Raw genomic sequence first — 14,027 nt, 5'->3', positions numbered from 1 at the left:
GGGCTTTTATTTTTTAACAGACACAACATACTCAACTGTCATCCAAGACACGAATAGTTGTATTTTGTACACTTAAACTAACTTTTCTTAGAGGAATTGGCACTATAGTTGCACTTGGTTTTTAACTGTACAGAGTGCAATTAAAAGGAAAAATAAAATAAATGAAGCTCTAATAGTTGCAGAAAGTACAACTATCCAGTCGTGGAGGGTAGGATTGTGTCGGTCAGCGGAGATGTAGCAAGTGAGCAAGTGTGAGTGGGAAAGTGGAGATCGTGTATCTGCAAAAGCTCCTAGTAACATTTTTATGAGAATAATATGAAGAAATCGTAGTATAACTTTAAACGTCCTGTAACTTCCCTTCTTGATTAAAGCTTTATACTGTTACTAGGATTATGGATTATTTATCCATAAGATGTAGAAGAATCAAGTATTTTATGGGAGGATATAATAATGAATCATATAAACAACAATAAACGGCTGTGGCGCCGCTGGTTAAGCCTTGGGGTATGCGCTGCGCTGATACTACCCTTAATCTCTGATGGGTGGAATACGGCTTGGGCTGAGCCTTCTAAGGCTTCAGTGGAGCAACGTGTATTGCGTATTGGGAGTCTATGGTCTGGGGAGGACGATTCGTTTTTTCGTCAGCAGTTTACGGATATGTATGAGTTGCAGCATCCAGAAATCAAATTGGAGATTATTCCCGCTATAGATACGAATGACCTTCGGTACAATAACACCTCCTCAGACGCAAGCTCTGACAATTTGGAAAATATCCGGGCGATTATGGGAGGAGATAAGCCTGTTGATGTGATCGTCGGTGATAGCGCATTAGTGAAGAGTTTGGTGGATCATAATCTTGTCCAATCGCTGGAGCCGCTTATAGCGCGTGATCAGTATGATTTAAGCAATATGGCGCCTACGATGCTGAATGGAGTTCGTGAACTAGGTGGAGGAAGTCTTTTTGCGTTGGCGCCGATCTTCTCGTCTAGTGCGCTTTTTTATAACAAGGGAATCTTTGATGCTGCTGGTGTGGGCTATCCAACGGACAAGATGACTTGGAATGAACTGTTTACGCTGGCAGATAAGGTGACGAAGAAGTCGTCTAATAAAGAAACTCGGATATACGGGTTCTCGATGAACCGTTACTTAAGTGATCCATTCTGGGATATGCAGAGCTATGTCGCACCGCTAGAACTTACGATGTACGATAATAAGGGTCAGCACATGACTGTAAATACCACACAGTGGAATCAGGCTTGGACTACTTACAGCCAGTTGGTTAAGAAACAAATTGTACCTGAGCTAAGTGGGTTGGATTTTGCAGGAACAGAAGGGAATGCCTACAGTCCAATCCAAGGCGATCTGTTCCTCACAGGAAAAGCAGCAATGGTCGTTGGAGAATATGGTTATCTCAATGAACTGGCGGGAGTGGCCCGTAATGCTGCTAAGATCAAAAATTACAGTCCCATCAAATGGGGTGTGGTTACTGTACCTACCTTTCAGGAAAAACCGGATGTTGCCATTGGAACATGGCTTGGTAATATGATGGCTATTAGTTCTACGGCTACTAATAAGGAAGATGCCTGGGATTTGATTAAGTTCGTCAACAGTAATGAGGTTGCGAAAATTAAAGCCCATAACAAGAGTGAACTGACTTCCCGTAAGGATTATATTACCGCTCAGACCCCTTCTGTAAATTTGGAAGCTTTTTATACGCTTAAGCCTTTACCTGCAACGGATCCTTTATTGATCAGTTTACAGATGCAGAAGCCTGGGATTAGCCGGATTAGTGATGTTGGACGTCAATTATTCATTGATGTTTATCAGGGGAAGAAAACCGTCGAGAATGCACTCAAAGCTTGGGAGAAGCAAGGGAATACCATGCTGGATACACTTGAAAAAGATCCCACGGTCTATTTTGACTCGATCGGTGAATGACTCTGGAATATGCCCTAAGCCACCAGTTTTCTGGTGGCTTATTTTGTGGAACTTGGGCATGATAAGTTCAGAGCGGTGTATCATAAATTTGCGAAAAGGAGAAGAGGGCATCATGAATTGGATATACTTCGCGAAACTGTTCAGGACCAGATTTCAAGCAGGTTGTTTGGCTAAAAGATTGGAGCAAGATGGCTGGATTTACGGTTATCATGACCCGCGTTTTGTAGAAATTTATCGATCCCGTAAGGGAAGGTACGGGGTTAGATTTCTGCCTTGAGAACTTTTATAAATTCTTCCTTGACGTAGACCCGATTTGTACTGTATATTATTTATTGTCGCTGTTTGAATATTTTTTCTGACGCGGGGTGGAGCAGCCCGGTAGCTCGTCGGGCTCATAACCCGAAGGCCGCAGGTTCAAATCCTGCCCCCGCAACCAATTTATTTACAACAGCAATTCTACATTCGGATATTTTTAGATCCGGGCCCTTAGCTCAGTTGGTTAGAGCGGTCGGCTCATAACCGATTGGTCGGGGGTTCGAGTCCCTCAGGGCCCACTTATCAAAAACCCTTACTTTGTAAGGGTTTTTTGCTGTCTACAGGATTAGTGATATAAAGAAAATAGGATGGGGAAAGACCAGAATTTTGCGCTTGCTAACGGATTTGCCAACGTGAATTATTTTTCTGCAGTTTCGAGCTGTTTTTCAGCGTATTTATTCAGTCCTGGTTCAATTTTGTCAACGGCCTCTTCCTGCATGATTGGGAGTAGGTGTGAGTATCGTTCGTTGAACATCGCAGGAGTCATATCCAGTCGTTCAGCAGCTACCTTTGGATTTATATAACCCCCGCCAGGGTAGCAACATACTAAATCATTATCCTCATATGAGTCTCCATATTCTTTTTTATAATCCTCGATTTGCATGTAGCGTTCTTAAGGTCATCAATAATATTCTGAAAAAGTTATACCTGTCGTATGGAATCATTCGTTCTCGGGCGTTGAATGACTAAACCATCACGTGTCCAGTTAGCCGTCTGGATCACCTTGAGTTCTTTCTTTTCGAAGTCGATATCACCCCAGCAAAGTCCAAGGATCTCACCACGTCTCATTCCAGTATAAATTGCCAATGAAAACACTATAGACTGGCGGGCGCCTCATCAAGCTAACAGGCAGTAAAGTTTAACTTAAAATAAACTTTCCGTTTCCCGCAGTTAACTTAAGGTGTAATCTGAAAGCACCTTTTTTTGAAGGTGATACTCATCAAGAACCGTATTTATGAAGGAGTAACTTAATGCAAGCTATTAAATCTATAATAGAGTGTCCAGAGCGAAACGATAGTTGAATCTACAGAGGGATGGTATCAAACATGGACTATGAAATCAAAATAGCAACCTTGGAACATAAAGAAATACTCAGTAACCTGTTACAATTCTATATTTATGATTTCTCAGAATTTATGGAGTTGCAGTTTGAGGAAAATGGTAAATATGGTAATTATCCAATTGATGAATATTGGTCTAAAGACCCCAATTATCCATATTTAATCAGTCTCAATGGGAAACTTGTTGGATTTGTCTTAGTCAAATTAAAAAATCGGGAAGAAGATGACGCATATTTTTCTATTGCTGAATTTTTTATTGCGAAGAAGTATCGTAGGCTGGGATTAGGGAGATTGGTTGCTAAAGATATATTTGATATGCACCAGGGAAAATGGGAAGTTTACCAAATAGATAACAACAAGCCTGCTCAACTCTTTTGGAAAAAGGCAATAGAAGAATATACAGGAGGAAAATTTACTGAACGAATTGAAGTAGGAAGAAGGACACAAGTATTCATTAGTTAATGATATTCAGGACTAGCAAGGGCTTACGCTAACGGGAAACGTGAGTCCAAAAACCAACAGTAGTCTAGGACTTTTTCTTACCAGTCATATATACATAATGTTCCAAATAATTTATATTAAGGTTCTAGGGTTTGGGAGTAATGGCATTGCAATTTGGAAGAACCTCGCCGGCATTGGCGAGGTTCTTATATTAATGGGGGTTGCTGGTTGACAAAAATGATAATTTTGTTGGTTATTCTTGCTATCATTACTGCTGTTTTTGTATTCAAAGTTTTATCTAGAAAGAAGAGTTACCCTCCCCAAAGTATAGTAATTGATCCACTTAAGATTACGATCCAGGACATAGACCGAATGGAAGACGGAACTGGCTTTGTAGAATATCTGTATCGTTTATTTTTGGCCATGGGTTATAGTGATGCATATAAAACGAGAGGAGGCAGAGATTTTGGATCTGACTTAGTGTTTACAGACAGGGAGGGGGTTCGAAATGTTGTTCAGGCAAAGTGTTATTCTTATCCAGTAGGGTTAGAAGCTGTTCAAGAGATCTATAGTTCCATGAGATATTACAGGGCAAAAAAGTCCATGGTAATATCCTCAAATCAATATACCTCAGCGTGTGAAGAACTTGCTAGTTATAACGCCGTAAGATTACATAGTAGAAGTGACCTTATAGAAATTATAAACTTTTTCAAGTCAGGGCAGATTGATAAAGCAAAGGATATCCTTGAGTCAGAGCCCAGGATTATACTGGATTCATGGGATAATAAAGCAATTAAGAAGGACTTCAAAGTTGAAAAACGATGGGCTGCGAAGAAATAGATAGTTCGTAGAACAAGGAGCTTTTATACAGATGAACAATGAAGATTTTCAATACAGAAATACATACTTTTTCGTAGGGAATCCAACGATTCAATGGATCACCATACTTGGCTTGGTGTTGTTAGGATTTGTATTGTTTTATTTGATTAAGAAATACATAAAGCAGAGAAAATGAAACCAGGTTTTTCATTATTGTTTATGATGTTGCGAATGAGGAACGACAATCTTTGATGGTTGTAATGTTGTGTGGAGCCCTCATATCTATTGGCGGATATAACTATTTGAAAAACAGAAAAGGTGTTTCTGGCCAACTGCGTAATTAATTGTGAGGGTCCAGTCCAGAAATGGGAGCGTTAAGGTTGCTGATGTTTATTACATCAGAAATGAATTTGAATTTAGTTTTAGCATAAATGTGTATATCAAATACCCCGTCTACCTTAATTGGTTAGCGGGGTTAATTTCATCTCTCATATACCCAAGCACGATCAGAAAACTGGCATATCCTACATTTGTATTCAATTACAAAGGAGGAATTCACGAATGGGCGAATTTGTTGGTGGATGCGGTATTGGAGAACGTGAACGTGAACGTGAACCTGAACGTTTTGTTGGTGGAGCTTTTACATCCACAGGTGCAATCTTGGTGCTCTTTATCCTGCTGGTCATCATTACAAAAGCCTGTATATTTTAAGTAGTATTAATTTACAAAGGAGGAATTATGATGGGTGAATTTGCTGGAGGGTTTGGCGGAGGTTTTACTTCTACGACTGCAATTCTGGTTCTGTTTATATTGTTGGTAATCATATCTAAAACTTTCTTGATTTAAGTTTCAAACCTCCCACTATGACCAGCACCCATAGTGGATATCTGCCAGTAGATACTTGCGGATTTGTAATGAAGATAATGAAAGTTGCCCCCATCAACATTAAGTCGTTGGGGGTAGTTTATGTTTATACGATAAACTCTGTAAATACTGGACTACGCAGCATGACTGATTTGGTCCAGATCCTCATTCTAATCTTTGCCCACAGTCGGGGCTTTAAATGGATAGATATCTCATTACCTATTTACCCAAGCGCTATAGGGGGAATTGCATAAGCTAAGATGTACTCAAATGCAGAGGAGGTAATTTGAAATGAGCGAAAATGTTGCTGGCTTTGGCGGTGGATATGGCGGAGGTATCGGAGGAGCCTTTACATCTACAGGTGCAATCTTGGTACTGTTTATCCTCCTTGTAATTATTTCTAAAACTATCTGTTTATAAAATGTTAGTCTAACTCTCAGTCACTCCTTTTTAAACATATATATTAATCGACAAAATCATTCTCTAATGTAAACCATACAGCCAACACAAAAAGGGCGCTTCGCAAAGCCATGAAATGGTTTTGCAGCAGCACCTTTTTTTGTATCCAGCTAGACTTTTCTAATGGGTATGGTGCCCGAAAAGTTGTCCCAATCGTTGTTCCTATCGCTGTACTCTCGGTTTTCGACCATCATTTTTATGGCTTCATACTATCCCATAGCAGCTGGAATGCCCCGGACTCGACCTCGAAGAATACAGGTGCCTGACCGTAACGTACTAGCCCTTGACCAAACAGCGTCAGCTCTACCCTGGCGTTGTCTTCCAGCTGGAGATAGAGAACCTTGCGGTCTTCGCTGTCGTAGATGCCTTGCGCGGTAAGAGACTCTGCTGCCAGTGGTTTGGCTACTTGGAGTGCCTTCAAGAAGCCATTAAGTGCCTCGTCGTCAGCGAGCGGTGTGTACTGCTGCTTTCCGTTGTTCCAGCTGTCGAAGCTTTCCCACTGTGCGGAAGTAATTCGACCTTCAAGATTTAGCTTGCCAAATAGATCAGCGCCGCTGTTTACGGTGATCCCGTTTGTATGCTCATACAGTTCGGCGAATACCTCGCCGTTGATTTCCGAATAGGACATAATCAGGAAATTGGAATCATATCCCTTTACGGAATAGATATCCGTTTCGCCGATGTTAGATGCTAACTCAATATATTTGTCTTTACCGCTCCATTCATCGATGCCACCTGTAGTACGTCCCAGCTTGTCACCGCGCAGAGCGGCAGCATCGGCTGCGTTGATTCGAGTCGCAGACTGTGTATAAATGTTATCTTTATATACGACTAGAGCGATCATATCTGCCATAACGCCAGATTTGGTATCCGGCAGTTCCAGCTTGGGGATAACAATGTTTCCGGACGCATTTGTGCCAGAATTGTCTGGTTGGCTTGGACCTGGAGTTACCTGAGCGATTTGCCCTTGAGTACTCTGGCCATTTAGCTGCTGCCATATATTAGGTGCAGCTAAGCCGATCCCGGCGGCGAGGACAATACTTGCCGCGATATAAACCGTCTTGCGTGGACGTTTCCGCTCCTGCTGTTGCTCCAGTTTGTCGATCAATTCTTTTTTCATCTCTTCACCTGGTTTCATAGAATCCACCGCTTTCTTGTATAATGTTCGAAACTGATCTTCTTTCATTGTGATTCCACTCCTTCCAGCTCCAGTTTTAACAGTTGCCGTCCCCGCTGAAGTCTCATCTTCACGGCAGACTGACTAATCTGCAGAATCTTGCTGATTTCCTGGATGGGATAGTCCTCGTAATAATAAAGATGGATTACGGTTTTATACTTCATAGGCATCGCCATAACTAACTGCAGTAGAGCCAAATCCTCGGGGGTGTCTACCGCAATCGGCTCAGCATTTTCCAGCTTAACCTCGCGCTTGCGCCAGCCTCTTCCCAGTAATGTTTTACAATGATTGGTGATTACCCGGATCAGCCATGCTTTCTGATGTTCAGCGTCTTTGAACTTTGGTGCTTTTTCTATCAGTTTGATGAAGGTATCCTGAGTGGCTTCTTCGGCATCTTGGCGGCTGCCTAAATGGACCAAAGCAATCCGGAACAGCATATCTGCGTAGATTTCGTAACTCTTTATCACATGATTTCCCGGCCGGGTCATGGATCGTTGCATGATTCAATGCCCCCTTTACCTATAACACCATTTAGGACGGCATTTGGTCACATTATGTTCCTGAGAAAATTTGTTAGCGTCTAGATCAAGGGTTAGAATCTAAAAAAGGCGCGATTGCCCCAGCAGCCATATCACTGCTGAGACAATCGCGCCTTTATAATAGAAGTTCCCCTTTACGGGAGGCCCTTCTCAATATGTTTATATGTATAGTTTGGATCAGTACCTTTTACAGGAGCCATGCTATATTGATAAATACGATCCTTTTCTTTTCTATAAAAGTATCTTGCATGGAGTTCATCTGCAAAGATAACCGTTGTACTTACGACGGGAGTCTTACCAATCTGGGTATAGACTTTATAGAGATCTTCATTCTTATAATCTCTCGCATCTACCAAATAATGAATCACTTCATTGTCCATGTGATTTCGGAAGGCCTGAAGCGCTAAAGAAGCGACTCCATATACAATAGCGAAGGTAATAAGAATTATTTTTGTTCTTTTCTTCATTAATTCCCTCCATTTAGATAAAATGTATATATTATAAGATAATATATTGTGACTGGTATGTCATATCTATTGTATCTTGTAATTTACACATTAGAAGGGAGGAAGAAAATGATGCAACAAGAAGAAAAAATACAGGAGCTGGAGCGGCGAATTAAGGTATTGGAGAATCATACTAGTCCCAGGCTACCAGGTCTCAAAATCTTATGGTTTATTATTTGGGGAGTTGTGGGTATATTCCTCATTCTAACTCTTATTGGTGTGATTCAGTTTGTATCCGCATAATAGAGAGCTTACTATTACAAATAAGGCAGCAATTTAACTACCGATAGGTAACCCGCGTAGATAAAGAATTGCCTGGGTATACTATACTTGCTGCCTTTTTATTATGAACTTACACAAATCATCTTCAGTCGTCTTTGGGTTCTTGCAATAAAATGGAGAAGGTCCCCGTTTCATGATCCACTTCAATCGACTCGATCCCAACAAAATCCGGAATTTCGGGGTGTACTGCATCTACGTTATAATCTGGATGAGTCATCAATAATTCAATTACTTTAATGGCTTCCATATCGATCCCCCTTGCGAGAAATTCCACCATAATTAATGGTCCTTCATTGCGACTACCTTTATTATCTCCGCAGTCATTATTGAATATGTGTTAATCGTTCTTCGTTTCTTCCCATCACGGCCAATAATTGCCCCTGAAAAACACGTCTTTGAATTTGATCAATCCGCTGTAAAGCCAGCTCGCTTGGCACTTGAAATTCTGCTGCAAGATAGCTGATTGCATCTTCCCGTTGCTCAGGCAATGTCATGCGGGAGATCATGGAGTAGGGCATAGCTGCATAAAGAATAAATCGCTCCGATTCATCCTCCTGTGCCCGCGTAAAATGTTCTGGCATCAATATTTGATTAGTACCATGGCGGAGCAGATGACAGAGCTCATGGAGAAACTCTAGCCGCTGCAGACTGGCTGGAAGCCGGTTGTCAATAAACATGGTGTACATCCCCGCTGATGCTTCGATGCTCTTGCTTCTTACATCCAAATAATGAACCCAAATATTAAGCCGTTCTGCAATATAAGCAATCGAAATTTGCGAAGGCTGAGTAAGGTTCAGACGCTTGTATAAATCTTCTGTCCACTTCTCCAGCGCAGTCATTTGATAATAGGATTTCATGTTATTCATATCATTCACCTCATTCAGAATCAGTTATAGGATCGTATGTTCGCATAAATGAGCAAAAGAAAAGCCCGAAGGCTATGTAAAGTAAAAAACATAAGGACACATAAGAACGAGTGTTCTCGTGTGTCCTTAGCATAAAGCAATTAAACACTAATATCAAGTGTTTTTCCTAAATTCGGAGCAACGCTTTTGCCCAGCATTTCCACCATCGTTTGACTCTGGGTTTCAGCCTGATTTTTGGCAATATTCATGACTTGTATTCCTACATTTTGAGCTAAGGATGCCTGGCTCATTGCCATTGATAATGCGGCTATATCCATATTGCACCTCCTTTGTGTATATCCTGTTTATCGACAGTGCCTACCTAATTCATTAGGTGAATAGCATTTGTTTGCCAGTTCGCCCAAACAGCTTATCTCCTTTTTACATATCTTGTGCTGTAGTCATTAATCATTAGGAGGAATTAATTATGGGAATGGAACATTGTGGTTGTAACGTAGGTCCTGTAGTAAGCCCAGTAAATGTAGGTCCGGTGTGTAGTCCTTTTACTTCAACAGGAGCTATTCTGGTACTCTTCATCTTGCTGGTTATCATCACTAAAGCTTGCTTATTCTAAGCTAGCTGATGCACATTGTAGCCCCATCCGGTATACCGGATGGGGCTATTCTTTTGAAGCACTGTTCACGTTAGCTTATTATTTGAACATAAATTCTACGCGGGTTCCATCCGCATAATCTTCTAACTGATTGCCAACCCAGCTTCCTGCACCGCGGTTATCTTTTGGGGTTATGTATTCAATGTCGGCCCCTTTGCCGCCTTCATTACACATGGCCATGGGCCATTCATCGCGGTCGTAGCCTTTTTTGGTGGGGATCCCTTTTAAGGATTCTTTGCGGTTGTCTTCAGCCTGCTCACGGTTAATCGTGCACGTCGCTGACTCCCCTTTAGCAATTGCGTCCTGAATGTGCTTAGCGGTCTCAGGATAACGATCTGATGGGAAGATCAGCTGAACAACTTCTGAATCGGATGTGGACGAGGGGGCTGCCGGATCTCCGTTCTGTTCATACCAGTAACCGCCCAAAGCAAGTAACACAACAATGATGAGACTGGTGAGTAATTTCTGTATTTTCAAATCTGCTCCTCCTTTTTTGGAACTTAAAATAGTATATCTTATATCATAATGCAGTGCGATTTAATATACTTAGGAAAAATAAGAGGAGGACGGAATTGGATATGGAGTATTTGATTACGATTGAAGATCAGACGCTTATTGCCTCTGCTGAAGATATTATTACTAGACGCTATGAATGGGGAAGACACCATGTAGGGGCGGCGCTCCGTACTAAGACGGGGGAAATCTTTACAGCGGTACATGTAGAAGCTAGCATGGGACGAATTACAGTCTGTGCAGAAGCGATGGTGATTGGAAAAGCGATATCCGAAGGCTACAAGGAATTTGATACGATTGTTGCGGTAAGGCATTCTGATCCGGACAGCGAGGAAAGAGAAATTAAAGTAGTTTCTCCCTGCGGGATGTGCCGTGAGTTAATTGCTGATTACGGGAAGGATTGCAAAGTTATTGTATCCGAGGACGGCCGGTTAGCTAAATATGATATTTCTGAATTACTACCGCTGAGATATACGAGGTGAATTGGAGATATAGTCAGGAGCCGCCGGGCTCCTTTTTTTATTGAGCCGTGAATTTATTCAGCAGTTCCTTACACTGTCCTAAATTAAATTACAACTTCATGTCCATTCGCTGAGTTCATGTCACTATTGTCCCCATACTATAACTTAAAAAAGTTAAAAGGATGTGAGAGTGGATGGAACAGCGCAATCTTCGAAATATGGTTGATTCGGCATCGAGGTTTGTGAGCGATGTTCAGTGGCAAATCGCGTTTCGTAAATTGCAAATGGCTCCGGCGGATTCGGAAACGGTACCTTCTGCTCAGAAATTGTTGAATACCCTTTATTTTCTGCAAGGAAAAGGATGGATTAGTGGACAACATGATTATTTGGAGAGCGCGGATGAGTTCAATGGGAAGCTGAAAAATACTAGCGGGCAATTCGCCGCCCTTCACGGCTATGAGCTGGGGGCAATCAATAATCAGACGGCGGCACTAATAGACAATCAGCGGGATTGGGTCGTTAGCAGCGCTATTCGCTGGTATAAAGCCGGTGGAATCGTAACGATTAGCTATCACGCTCAGTTGCCAGGGACTGCGCCAGCTTGGGATAACGTATCTACGAGCATAAGCAACGCTGATTTTGACAAATATATAACCCCGGGTACCTCTCAGTACAACGCACTGATCGCTGATCTGGATAAGATAGCCCTTTCTTTAAAAAAACTAAATGATGCAGGTGTTCCTGTGCTCTGGCGGCCGTATCATGAAATGAATGGCGGATGGTTCTGGTGGGGGAAGAAGATCAACTACGTGGGTCTGTGGAACCTTATGTTTGACCGTTTCACCAGCTATCATAAGCTGCATAATTTATTGTGGGTCTGGAGCCCAAATGCCAAAAATCAGTGGAGTGATGACCCTGCCGAATACTACCCAAGCGGTGACAAAGTAGATGTGCTGGCACTAGATATCTATGATGGGGATTTTAAGGGGAGTCACTATGATAGTCTATGGGATCTGGGTCGTGGAAAAGTGATCGCGATTGGAGAAAATGGAGAGCTACCGTCCCCTGCACTACTATCTAAATCACAGCCCAAATGGTCTTATCAGATGACCTGGGGCAAGCTTCTTTATGAGAAGAATACCGATGCGGTAATTAGAGCCTTTATGAATGACAGCTTTGTATTCACGCGGGAAGAGTATGCTGCTGAGGCGGCAATTGTAGCCGCTAAGGGAGACGGTGTGCTGCAGAGTGGACTATGGGGGCAATATTACAATAACATGACTCTTAGCGGCGCACCTGCGCTGACGCGAACCGATGCTAACATCCAATTTTCGTGGAAACAGGGTTCGCCTGATCCAACCATTCGAGTCGACGCTTTCTCTGTACGGTGGAGTGGAAAACTGACTGCAGCCTATAGTGAAACCTATACCATTTACTCCTCCTCTGATGACGGGGTACGGGTGTGGATTGATGGAGGGCTGATCATTGATAGCTGGGTGAATCAGAGTGGACAGGAGCGAAAAGGCAGTGTGAATCTGATAGCTGGCAAGCTACATGAAATAAAAGTGGAGTACTATGAGAATGAGGGTGACGCGCGAATTGTATTGCAGTGGGAAAGTCCTAGCCAACCCAAAGGGATTATTCCAGCAGGAGCGTTTTATCTTCCATAAGACGATATCCGAACTGATTCGAGCATCGGAATATTAGCGAAAAAGCCCCGGATTTCGGGGCTTTTTTAATGTGAAAGGTTCTTAGATTTGTTCACGGTAGCTAATGTTGTTGGCGATCTTCTCGTCACGAACAGCTTTGCGCAGAACATCTTTGACGGTTTGGGCATCATGGATTTTTCGGAAAAGAAGCTGAGGCGCTGAGGCATCATCAGAAAATACAGTTAATGTACCGATGCCGAGCATCCGGTCCATGATAGATTGTGCTACGGATAAATCGCGTACACGCAGTAATTCGATTTCTTCGACATTTTTACCGATAAGTCCGGTCTTTACCATAATGCGCTGGCTTGTAATGGTGTACGTAGTCGTGTTTAGGCGTACGATTCCTTTGAGGCGATCAGAGATACTGGCTGGTTTGCCTTTCCAGAGCACGACTTCTTGAGTAGCGTTTGGATTTGCTGATGGACGACGGGTGGTCACTGGAGCAGTTCCGTCAATGCTAGATCCGCATTCTCCACAAAATTTAGCGCCCTGCTTATATTCTGATCCGCAGGTTGTGCAATAAGGCATAAATACTCTCCTTCCCTGATTACAATTGAAATAATTATAACATAATAGTCATTTTACATAAATTTCATTTGCGCTTTACACAAACCGACATTATTCTGTTAAGTGGAGGGATAAATAATGAAAAAAGTGTTACTAATAGGAACGCTAATGCTGACTGTCATCCTTAGCGCCTGCAGCAATAATAATTCAACTTCATCGGCTCCTGCCTCGGAAGAAGAAGTGCAGGAAACCGTGCAAAACTTCTACAATGAAATGTCTAAACTTGATGAATTAGGAAAATCATCTTTAGCGGAGTTCAACGAAGCTATTGCTGCTTATTCAGCAGGAGAACTTTCGGACAGGCAGTTGGAGAAGAAGATTAACGAATTCCAAAAGACCGCAACAGACCTATCCAATCAGGCTGAGAAAGTGAAAATTTCCTCTAGCTTGCCCGAAGACATTCGTAAACTGCTTGATGAGTCCAAAATTGCTTTTCAAAGTGCTTATTCTCTAAAAGAACAGGCCTCTCAAGGTGCTGATTCCGCAGAGGTCACTGCTGAGAAGTTCGAGGAATTGAATCAGAACGCTGACGTCGCGATGCTATACGGCATTTCCAAGCTTAATGAAGCAAGAGAAGCAACAGGACTCATCGATGCTGATGGTCAGTCCACCGCTGAATCAGAGAAAGTTCAAGAATAGATCGAAATTTAGACGCTGAACAGTTCAACTGTCAGCGTCTTTTTGATGCGATTTTGAGCTTGAGTAGAGGTAACACTGCCAATCCTATAAATAAGCCGGCTACGATTCCTTTTGTGAGGTCTGAGAGGGTGCTGCTTCGATATACGAGGGGGTATAGACACAGGAATAATACGGGAATTAGGATGAGCAGGGCATTGTTTTTTTTCAATTGGAAAG

Annotated in this window: 22 protein-coding genes and 2 tRNA genes; 14 read left to right on the top strand and 10 right to left on the bottom strand. The window is 42.3% G+C overall.

What is annotated here, in order from left to right; genetic code table 11:
• Positions 1-450 precede the first annotated feature (450 nt).
• From MHI27_RS23380 to MHI27_RS23365, 4 genes are all read left to right on the top strand, one after another.
• Positions 451-1,938 (top strand): ABC transporter substrate-binding protein, encoded by a 1,488-nt coding sequence (locus MHI27_RS23380; RefSeq protein ID WP_405174820.1) that lies wholly within the window; start codon positions 451-453, stop codon positions 1,936-1,938.
• 112 nt (positions 1,939-2,050) lie between these two features.
• A complete protein-coding gene (locus tag MHI27_RS23375; protein WP_019909365.1) occupies positions 2,051-2,215 on the top strand; it encodes a hypothetical protein in 165 nt (54 codons plus the stop codon).
• An 82-nt stretch (positions 2,216-2,297) separates the two neighbouring features.
• Positions 2,298-2,374: transfer RNA gene (locus MHI27_RS23370), tRNA-Met, on the top strand.
• A 44-nt stretch (positions 2,375-2,418) separates the two neighbouring features.
• Positions 2,419-2,492: transfer RNA gene (locus tag MHI27_RS23365), tRNA-Ile, on the top strand.
• Between the two features lie 119 nt (positions 2,493-2,611).
• Here the strand turns inward: MHI27_RS23365 and MHI27_RS23360 are convergent.
• Positions 2,612-2,857 (bottom strand): hypothetical protein, encoded by a 246-nt coding sequence (locus tag MHI27_RS23360; protein WP_405174819.1) that lies wholly within the window; start codon positions 2,855-2,857, stop codon positions 2,612-2,614.
• Between the two features lie 38 nt (positions 2,858-2,895).
• Positions 2,896-3,069 carry a tyrosine-type recombinase/integrase gene (locus MHI27_RS23355; protein WP_405174818.1) on the bottom strand — a complete coding sequence of 58 codons (174 nt, stop codon included), beginning with the start codon at positions 3,067-3,069 and terminating at the stop codon, positions 2,896-2,898.
• Positions 3,070-3,299: 230 nt separating this feature from the next.
• Between MHI27_RS23355 and MHI27_RS23350 the strand changes: the two genes are divergently transcribed.
• The 5 genes from MHI27_RS23350 (at position 3,300) to MHI27_RS23330 (ending at position 5,858) form a co-directional block, all read left to right on the top strand.
• A complete protein-coding gene (locus MHI27_RS23350) occupies positions 3,300-3,776 on the top strand; it encodes a GNAT family N-acetyltransferase (RefSeq protein WP_405174817.1) in 477 nt (158 codons plus the stop codon).
• A 216-nt stretch (positions 3,777-3,992) separates the two neighbouring features.
• Positions 3,993-4,595 carry a restriction endonuclease gene (locus MHI27_RS23345; protein WP_405176784.1) on the top strand — a complete coding sequence of 201 codons (603 nt, stop codon included), beginning with the start codon at positions 3,993-3,995 and terminating at the stop codon, positions 4,593-4,595.
• A 540-nt stretch (positions 4,596-5,135) separates the two neighbouring features.
• A complete protein-coding gene (locus tag MHI27_RS23340; RefSeq protein WP_197071333.1) occupies positions 5,136-5,285 on the top strand; it encodes a dihydroorotate dehydrogenase in 150 nt (49 codons plus the stop codon).
• A gap of 30 nt (positions 5,286-5,315) precedes the next feature.
• Positions 5,316-5,420 (top strand): YjcZ family sporulation protein, encoded by a 105-nt coding sequence (locus MHI27_RS23335; protein WP_231573505.1) that lies wholly within the window; start codon positions 5,316-5,318, stop codon positions 5,418-5,420.
• A 309-nt stretch (positions 5,421-5,729) separates the two neighbouring features.
• Entirely contained in the window at positions 5,730-5,858 is a 129-nt protein-coding gene (locus tag MHI27_RS23330; protein ID WP_405174816.1) for a YjcZ family sporulation protein, read from the top strand.
• Between the two features lie 235 nt (positions 5,859-6,093).
• Here MHI27_RS23330 and MHI27_RS23325 read toward each other — a convergent pair whose 3' ends face one another.
• The 3 genes from MHI27_RS23325 to MHI27_RS23315 form a co-directional block, all read right to left on the bottom strand.
• The gene (locus MHI27_RS23325; RefSeq protein ID WP_405174815.1) at positions 6,094-7,083 is read right to left on the bottom strand and encodes a hypothetical protein; all 990 of its coding nucleotides are present in this window, start codon (positions 7,081-7,083) and stop codon (positions 6,094-6,096) included.
• Positions 7,080-7,574 carry an RNA polymerase sigma factor gene (locus tag MHI27_RS23320; RefSeq protein ID WP_042190786.1) on the bottom strand — a complete coding sequence of 165 codons (495 nt, stop codon included), beginning with the start codon at positions 7,572-7,574 and terminating at the stop codon, positions 7,080-7,082. The genes MHI27_RS23325 and MHI27_RS23320 overlap by 4 nt, the downstream gene beginning before the upstream one ends.
• Before the next feature lie 173 nt (positions 7,575-7,747).
• Positions 7,748-8,080: a DUF3139 domain-containing protein gene (locus tag MHI27_RS23315; protein WP_405174814.1), complete on the bottom strand. Its 333-nt coding sequence runs from the start codon at positions 8,078-8,080 to the stop codon at positions 7,748-7,750.
• A 108-nt stretch (positions 8,081-8,188) separates the two neighbouring features.
• Here MHI27_RS23315 and MHI27_RS23310 point away from each other — a divergent pair, with 108 nt between their 5' ends.
• A complete protein-coding gene (locus tag MHI27_RS23310; protein WP_341146105.1) occupies positions 8,189-8,362 on the top strand; it encodes a hypothetical protein in 174 nt (57 codons plus the stop codon).
• A 124-nt stretch (positions 8,363-8,486) separates the two neighbouring features.
• Here MHI27_RS23310 and MHI27_RS23305 read toward each other — a convergent pair whose 3' ends face one another.
• The 3 genes from MHI27_RS23305 to MHI27_RS23295 all read right to left on the bottom strand — a co-directional run bounded on the left by MHI27_RS23305 (position 8,487) and on the right by MHI27_RS23295 (position 9,584).
• Positions 8,487-8,678: a hypothetical protein gene (locus MHI27_RS23305; RefSeq protein WP_341114452.1), complete on the bottom strand. Its 192-nt coding sequence runs from the start codon at positions 8,676-8,678 to the stop codon at positions 8,487-8,489.
• A 46-nt stretch (positions 8,679-8,724) separates the two neighbouring features.
• Positions 8,725-9,267, bottom strand: a complete 543-nt coding sequence (locus tag MHI27_RS23300; protein WP_405174813.1) for an ImmA/IrrE family metallo-endopeptidase — start codon at positions 9,265-9,267, stop codon at positions 8,725-8,727.
• A gap of 140 nt (positions 9,268-9,407) precedes the next feature.
• Positions 9,408-9,584, bottom strand: a complete 177-nt coding sequence (locus MHI27_RS23295) for a YjfB family protein (RefSeq protein WP_076098563.1) — start codon at positions 9,582-9,584, stop codon at positions 9,408-9,410.
• A 149-nt stretch (positions 9,585-9,733) separates the two neighbouring features.
• Here MHI27_RS23295 and MHI27_RS23290 point away from each other — a divergent pair, with 149 nt between their 5' ends.
• The gene (locus MHI27_RS23290; protein WP_156113170.1) at positions 9,734-9,880 is read left to right on the top strand and encodes a hypothetical protein; all 147 of its coding nucleotides are present in this window, start codon (positions 9,734-9,736) and stop codon (positions 9,878-9,880) included.
• 78 nt (positions 9,881-9,958) lie between these two features.
• Here the strand turns inward: MHI27_RS23290 and MHI27_RS23285 are convergent, their stop codons facing one another.
• Positions 9,959-10,390 carry a NucA/NucB deoxyribonuclease domain-containing protein gene (locus tag MHI27_RS23285; RefSeq protein ID WP_042194351.1) on the bottom strand — a complete coding sequence of 144 codons (432 nt, stop codon included), beginning with the start codon at positions 10,388-10,390 and terminating at the stop codon, positions 9,959-9,961.
• A gap of 107 nt (positions 10,391-10,497) precedes the next feature.
• Here MHI27_RS23285 and MHI27_RS23280 point away from each other — a divergent pair, with 107 nt between their 5' ends.
• The gene (locus MHI27_RS23280; RefSeq protein ID WP_042194350.1) at positions 10,498-10,914 is read left to right on the top strand and encodes a cytidine deaminase; all 417 of its coding nucleotides are present in this window, start codon (positions 10,498-10,500) and stop codon (positions 10,912-10,914) included.
• 173 nt (positions 10,915-11,087) lie between these two features.
• Positions 11,088-12,563 (top strand): glycosyl hydrolase, encoded by a 1,476-nt coding sequence (locus tag MHI27_RS23275; protein ID WP_405174812.1) that lies wholly within the window; start codon positions 11,088-11,090, stop codon positions 12,561-12,563.
• An 81-nt stretch (positions 12,564-12,644) separates the two neighbouring features.
• On the opposite strand, the gene MHI27_RS23270 is transcribed toward MHI27_RS23275, so the two are convergent.
• Positions 12,645-13,133: a PH domain-containing protein gene (locus MHI27_RS23270; RefSeq protein ID WP_339797888.1), complete on the bottom strand. Its 489-nt coding sequence runs from the start codon at positions 13,131-13,133 to the stop codon at positions 12,645-12,647.
• 117 nt (positions 13,134-13,250) lie between these two features.
• Between MHI27_RS23270 and MHI27_RS23265 the strand changes: the two genes are divergently transcribed.
• On the top strand, positions 13,251-13,811 hold the full coding sequence (locus tag MHI27_RS23265; protein WP_149646645.1) for a hypothetical protein: 561 nt from the start codon (positions 13,251-13,253) through the stop codon (positions 13,809-13,811).
• Positions 13,812-14,027: the final 216 nt, after the last annotated feature.

Origin of the sequence: Paenibacillus sp. FSL H8-0261 (assembly GCF_045040645.1) — a bacterium.
In the GTDB taxonomy this organism is placed as follows: domain Bacteria; phylum Bacillota; class Bacilli; order Paenibacillales; family Paenibacillaceae; genus Paenibacillus_AQ.
Note: the sequence above shows the minus strand (reverse complement) of the source record. Positions and strands in the feature narration are given on the sequence as shown.

What these genes read in the sequence shown, in the direction of transcription:
- MHI27_RS23380 (WP_405174820.1), top strand. Translation starts at nt 451, where the DNA reads ATGAATCATATAAACAACAATAAACGGCTGTGGCGCCGCTGGTTAAGC.
- MHI27_RS23375 (WP_019909365.1), top strand. Translation starts at nt 2,051, where the DNA reads ATGAATTGGATATACTTCGCGAAACTGTTCAGGACCAGATTTCAAGCA.
- MHI27_RS23360 (WP_405174819.1), bottom strand. Translation starts at nt 2,857, where the DNA reads ATGCAAATCGAGGATTATAAAAAAGAATATGGAGACTCATATGAGGAT.
- MHI27_RS23350 (WP_405174817.1), top strand. Translation starts at nt 3,300, where the DNA reads ATGGACTATGAAATCAAAATAGCAACCTTGGAACATAAAGAAATACTC.
- MHI27_RS23345 (WP_405176784.1), top strand. Translation starts at nt 3,993, where the DNA reads ATGATAATTTTGTTGGTTATTCTTGCTATCATTACTGCTGTTTTTGTA.
- MHI27_RS23340 (WP_197071333.1), top strand. Translation starts at nt 5,136, where the DNA reads ATGGGCGAATTTGTTGGTGGATGCGGTATTGGAGAACGTGAACGTGAA.
- MHI27_RS23335 (WP_231573505.1), top strand. Translation starts at nt 5,316, where the DNA reads ATGGGTGAATTTGCTGGAGGGTTTGGCGGAGGTTTTACTTCTACGACT.
- MHI27_RS23330 (WP_405174816.1), top strand. Translation starts at nt 5,730, where the DNA reads ATGAGCGAAAATGTTGCTGGCTTTGGCGGTGGATATGGCGGAGGTATC.
- MHI27_RS23325 (WP_405174815.1), bottom strand. Translation starts at nt 7,083, where the DNA reads ATGAAAGAAGATCAGTTTCGAACATTATACAAGAAAGCGGTGGATTCT.
- MHI27_RS23320 (WP_042190786.1), bottom strand. Translation starts at nt 7,574, where the DNA reads ATGCAACGATCCATGACCCGGCCGGGAAATCATGTGATAAAGAGTTAC.
- MHI27_RS23315 (WP_405174814.1), bottom strand. Translation starts at nt 8,080, where the DNA reads ATGAAGAAAAGAACAAAAATAATTCTTATTACCTTCGCTATTGTATAT.
- MHI27_RS23310 (WP_341146105.1), top strand. Translation starts at nt 8,189, where the DNA reads ATGATGCAACAAGAAGAAAAAATACAGGAGCTGGAGCGGCGAATTAAG.
- MHI27_RS23305 (WP_341114452.1), bottom strand. Translation starts at nt 8,678, where the DNA reads ATGGTGGAATTTCTCGCAAGGGGGATCGATATGGAAGCCATTAAAGTA.
- MHI27_RS23300 (WP_405174813.1), bottom strand. Translation starts at nt 9,267, where the DNA reads ATGAATAACATGAAATCCTATTATCAAATGACTGCGCTGGAGAAGTGG.
- MHI27_RS23295 (WP_076098563.1), bottom strand. Translation starts at nt 9,584, where the DNA reads ATGGATATAGCCGCATTATCAATGGCAATGAGCCAGGCATCCTTAGCT.
- MHI27_RS23290 (WP_156113170.1), top strand. Translation starts at nt 9,734, where the DNA reads ATGGGAATGGAACATTGTGGTTGTAACGTAGGTCCTGTAGTAAGCCCA.
- MHI27_RS23280 (WP_042194350.1), top strand. Translation starts at nt 10,498, where the DNA reads ATGGAGTATTTGATTACGATTGAAGATCAGACGCTTATTGCCTCTGCT.
- MHI27_RS23275 (WP_405174812.1), top strand. Translation starts at nt 11,088, where the DNA reads ATGGAACAGCGCAATCTTCGAAATATGGTTGATTCGGCATCGAGGTTT.
- MHI27_RS23270 (WP_339797888.1), bottom strand. Translation starts at nt 13,133, where the DNA reads ATGCCTTATTGCACAACCTGCGGATCAGAATATAAGCAGGGCGCTAAA.
- MHI27_RS23265 (WP_149646645.1), top strand. Translation starts at nt 13,251, where the DNA reads ATGAAAAAAGTGTTACTAATAGGAACGCTAATGCTGACTGTCATCCTT.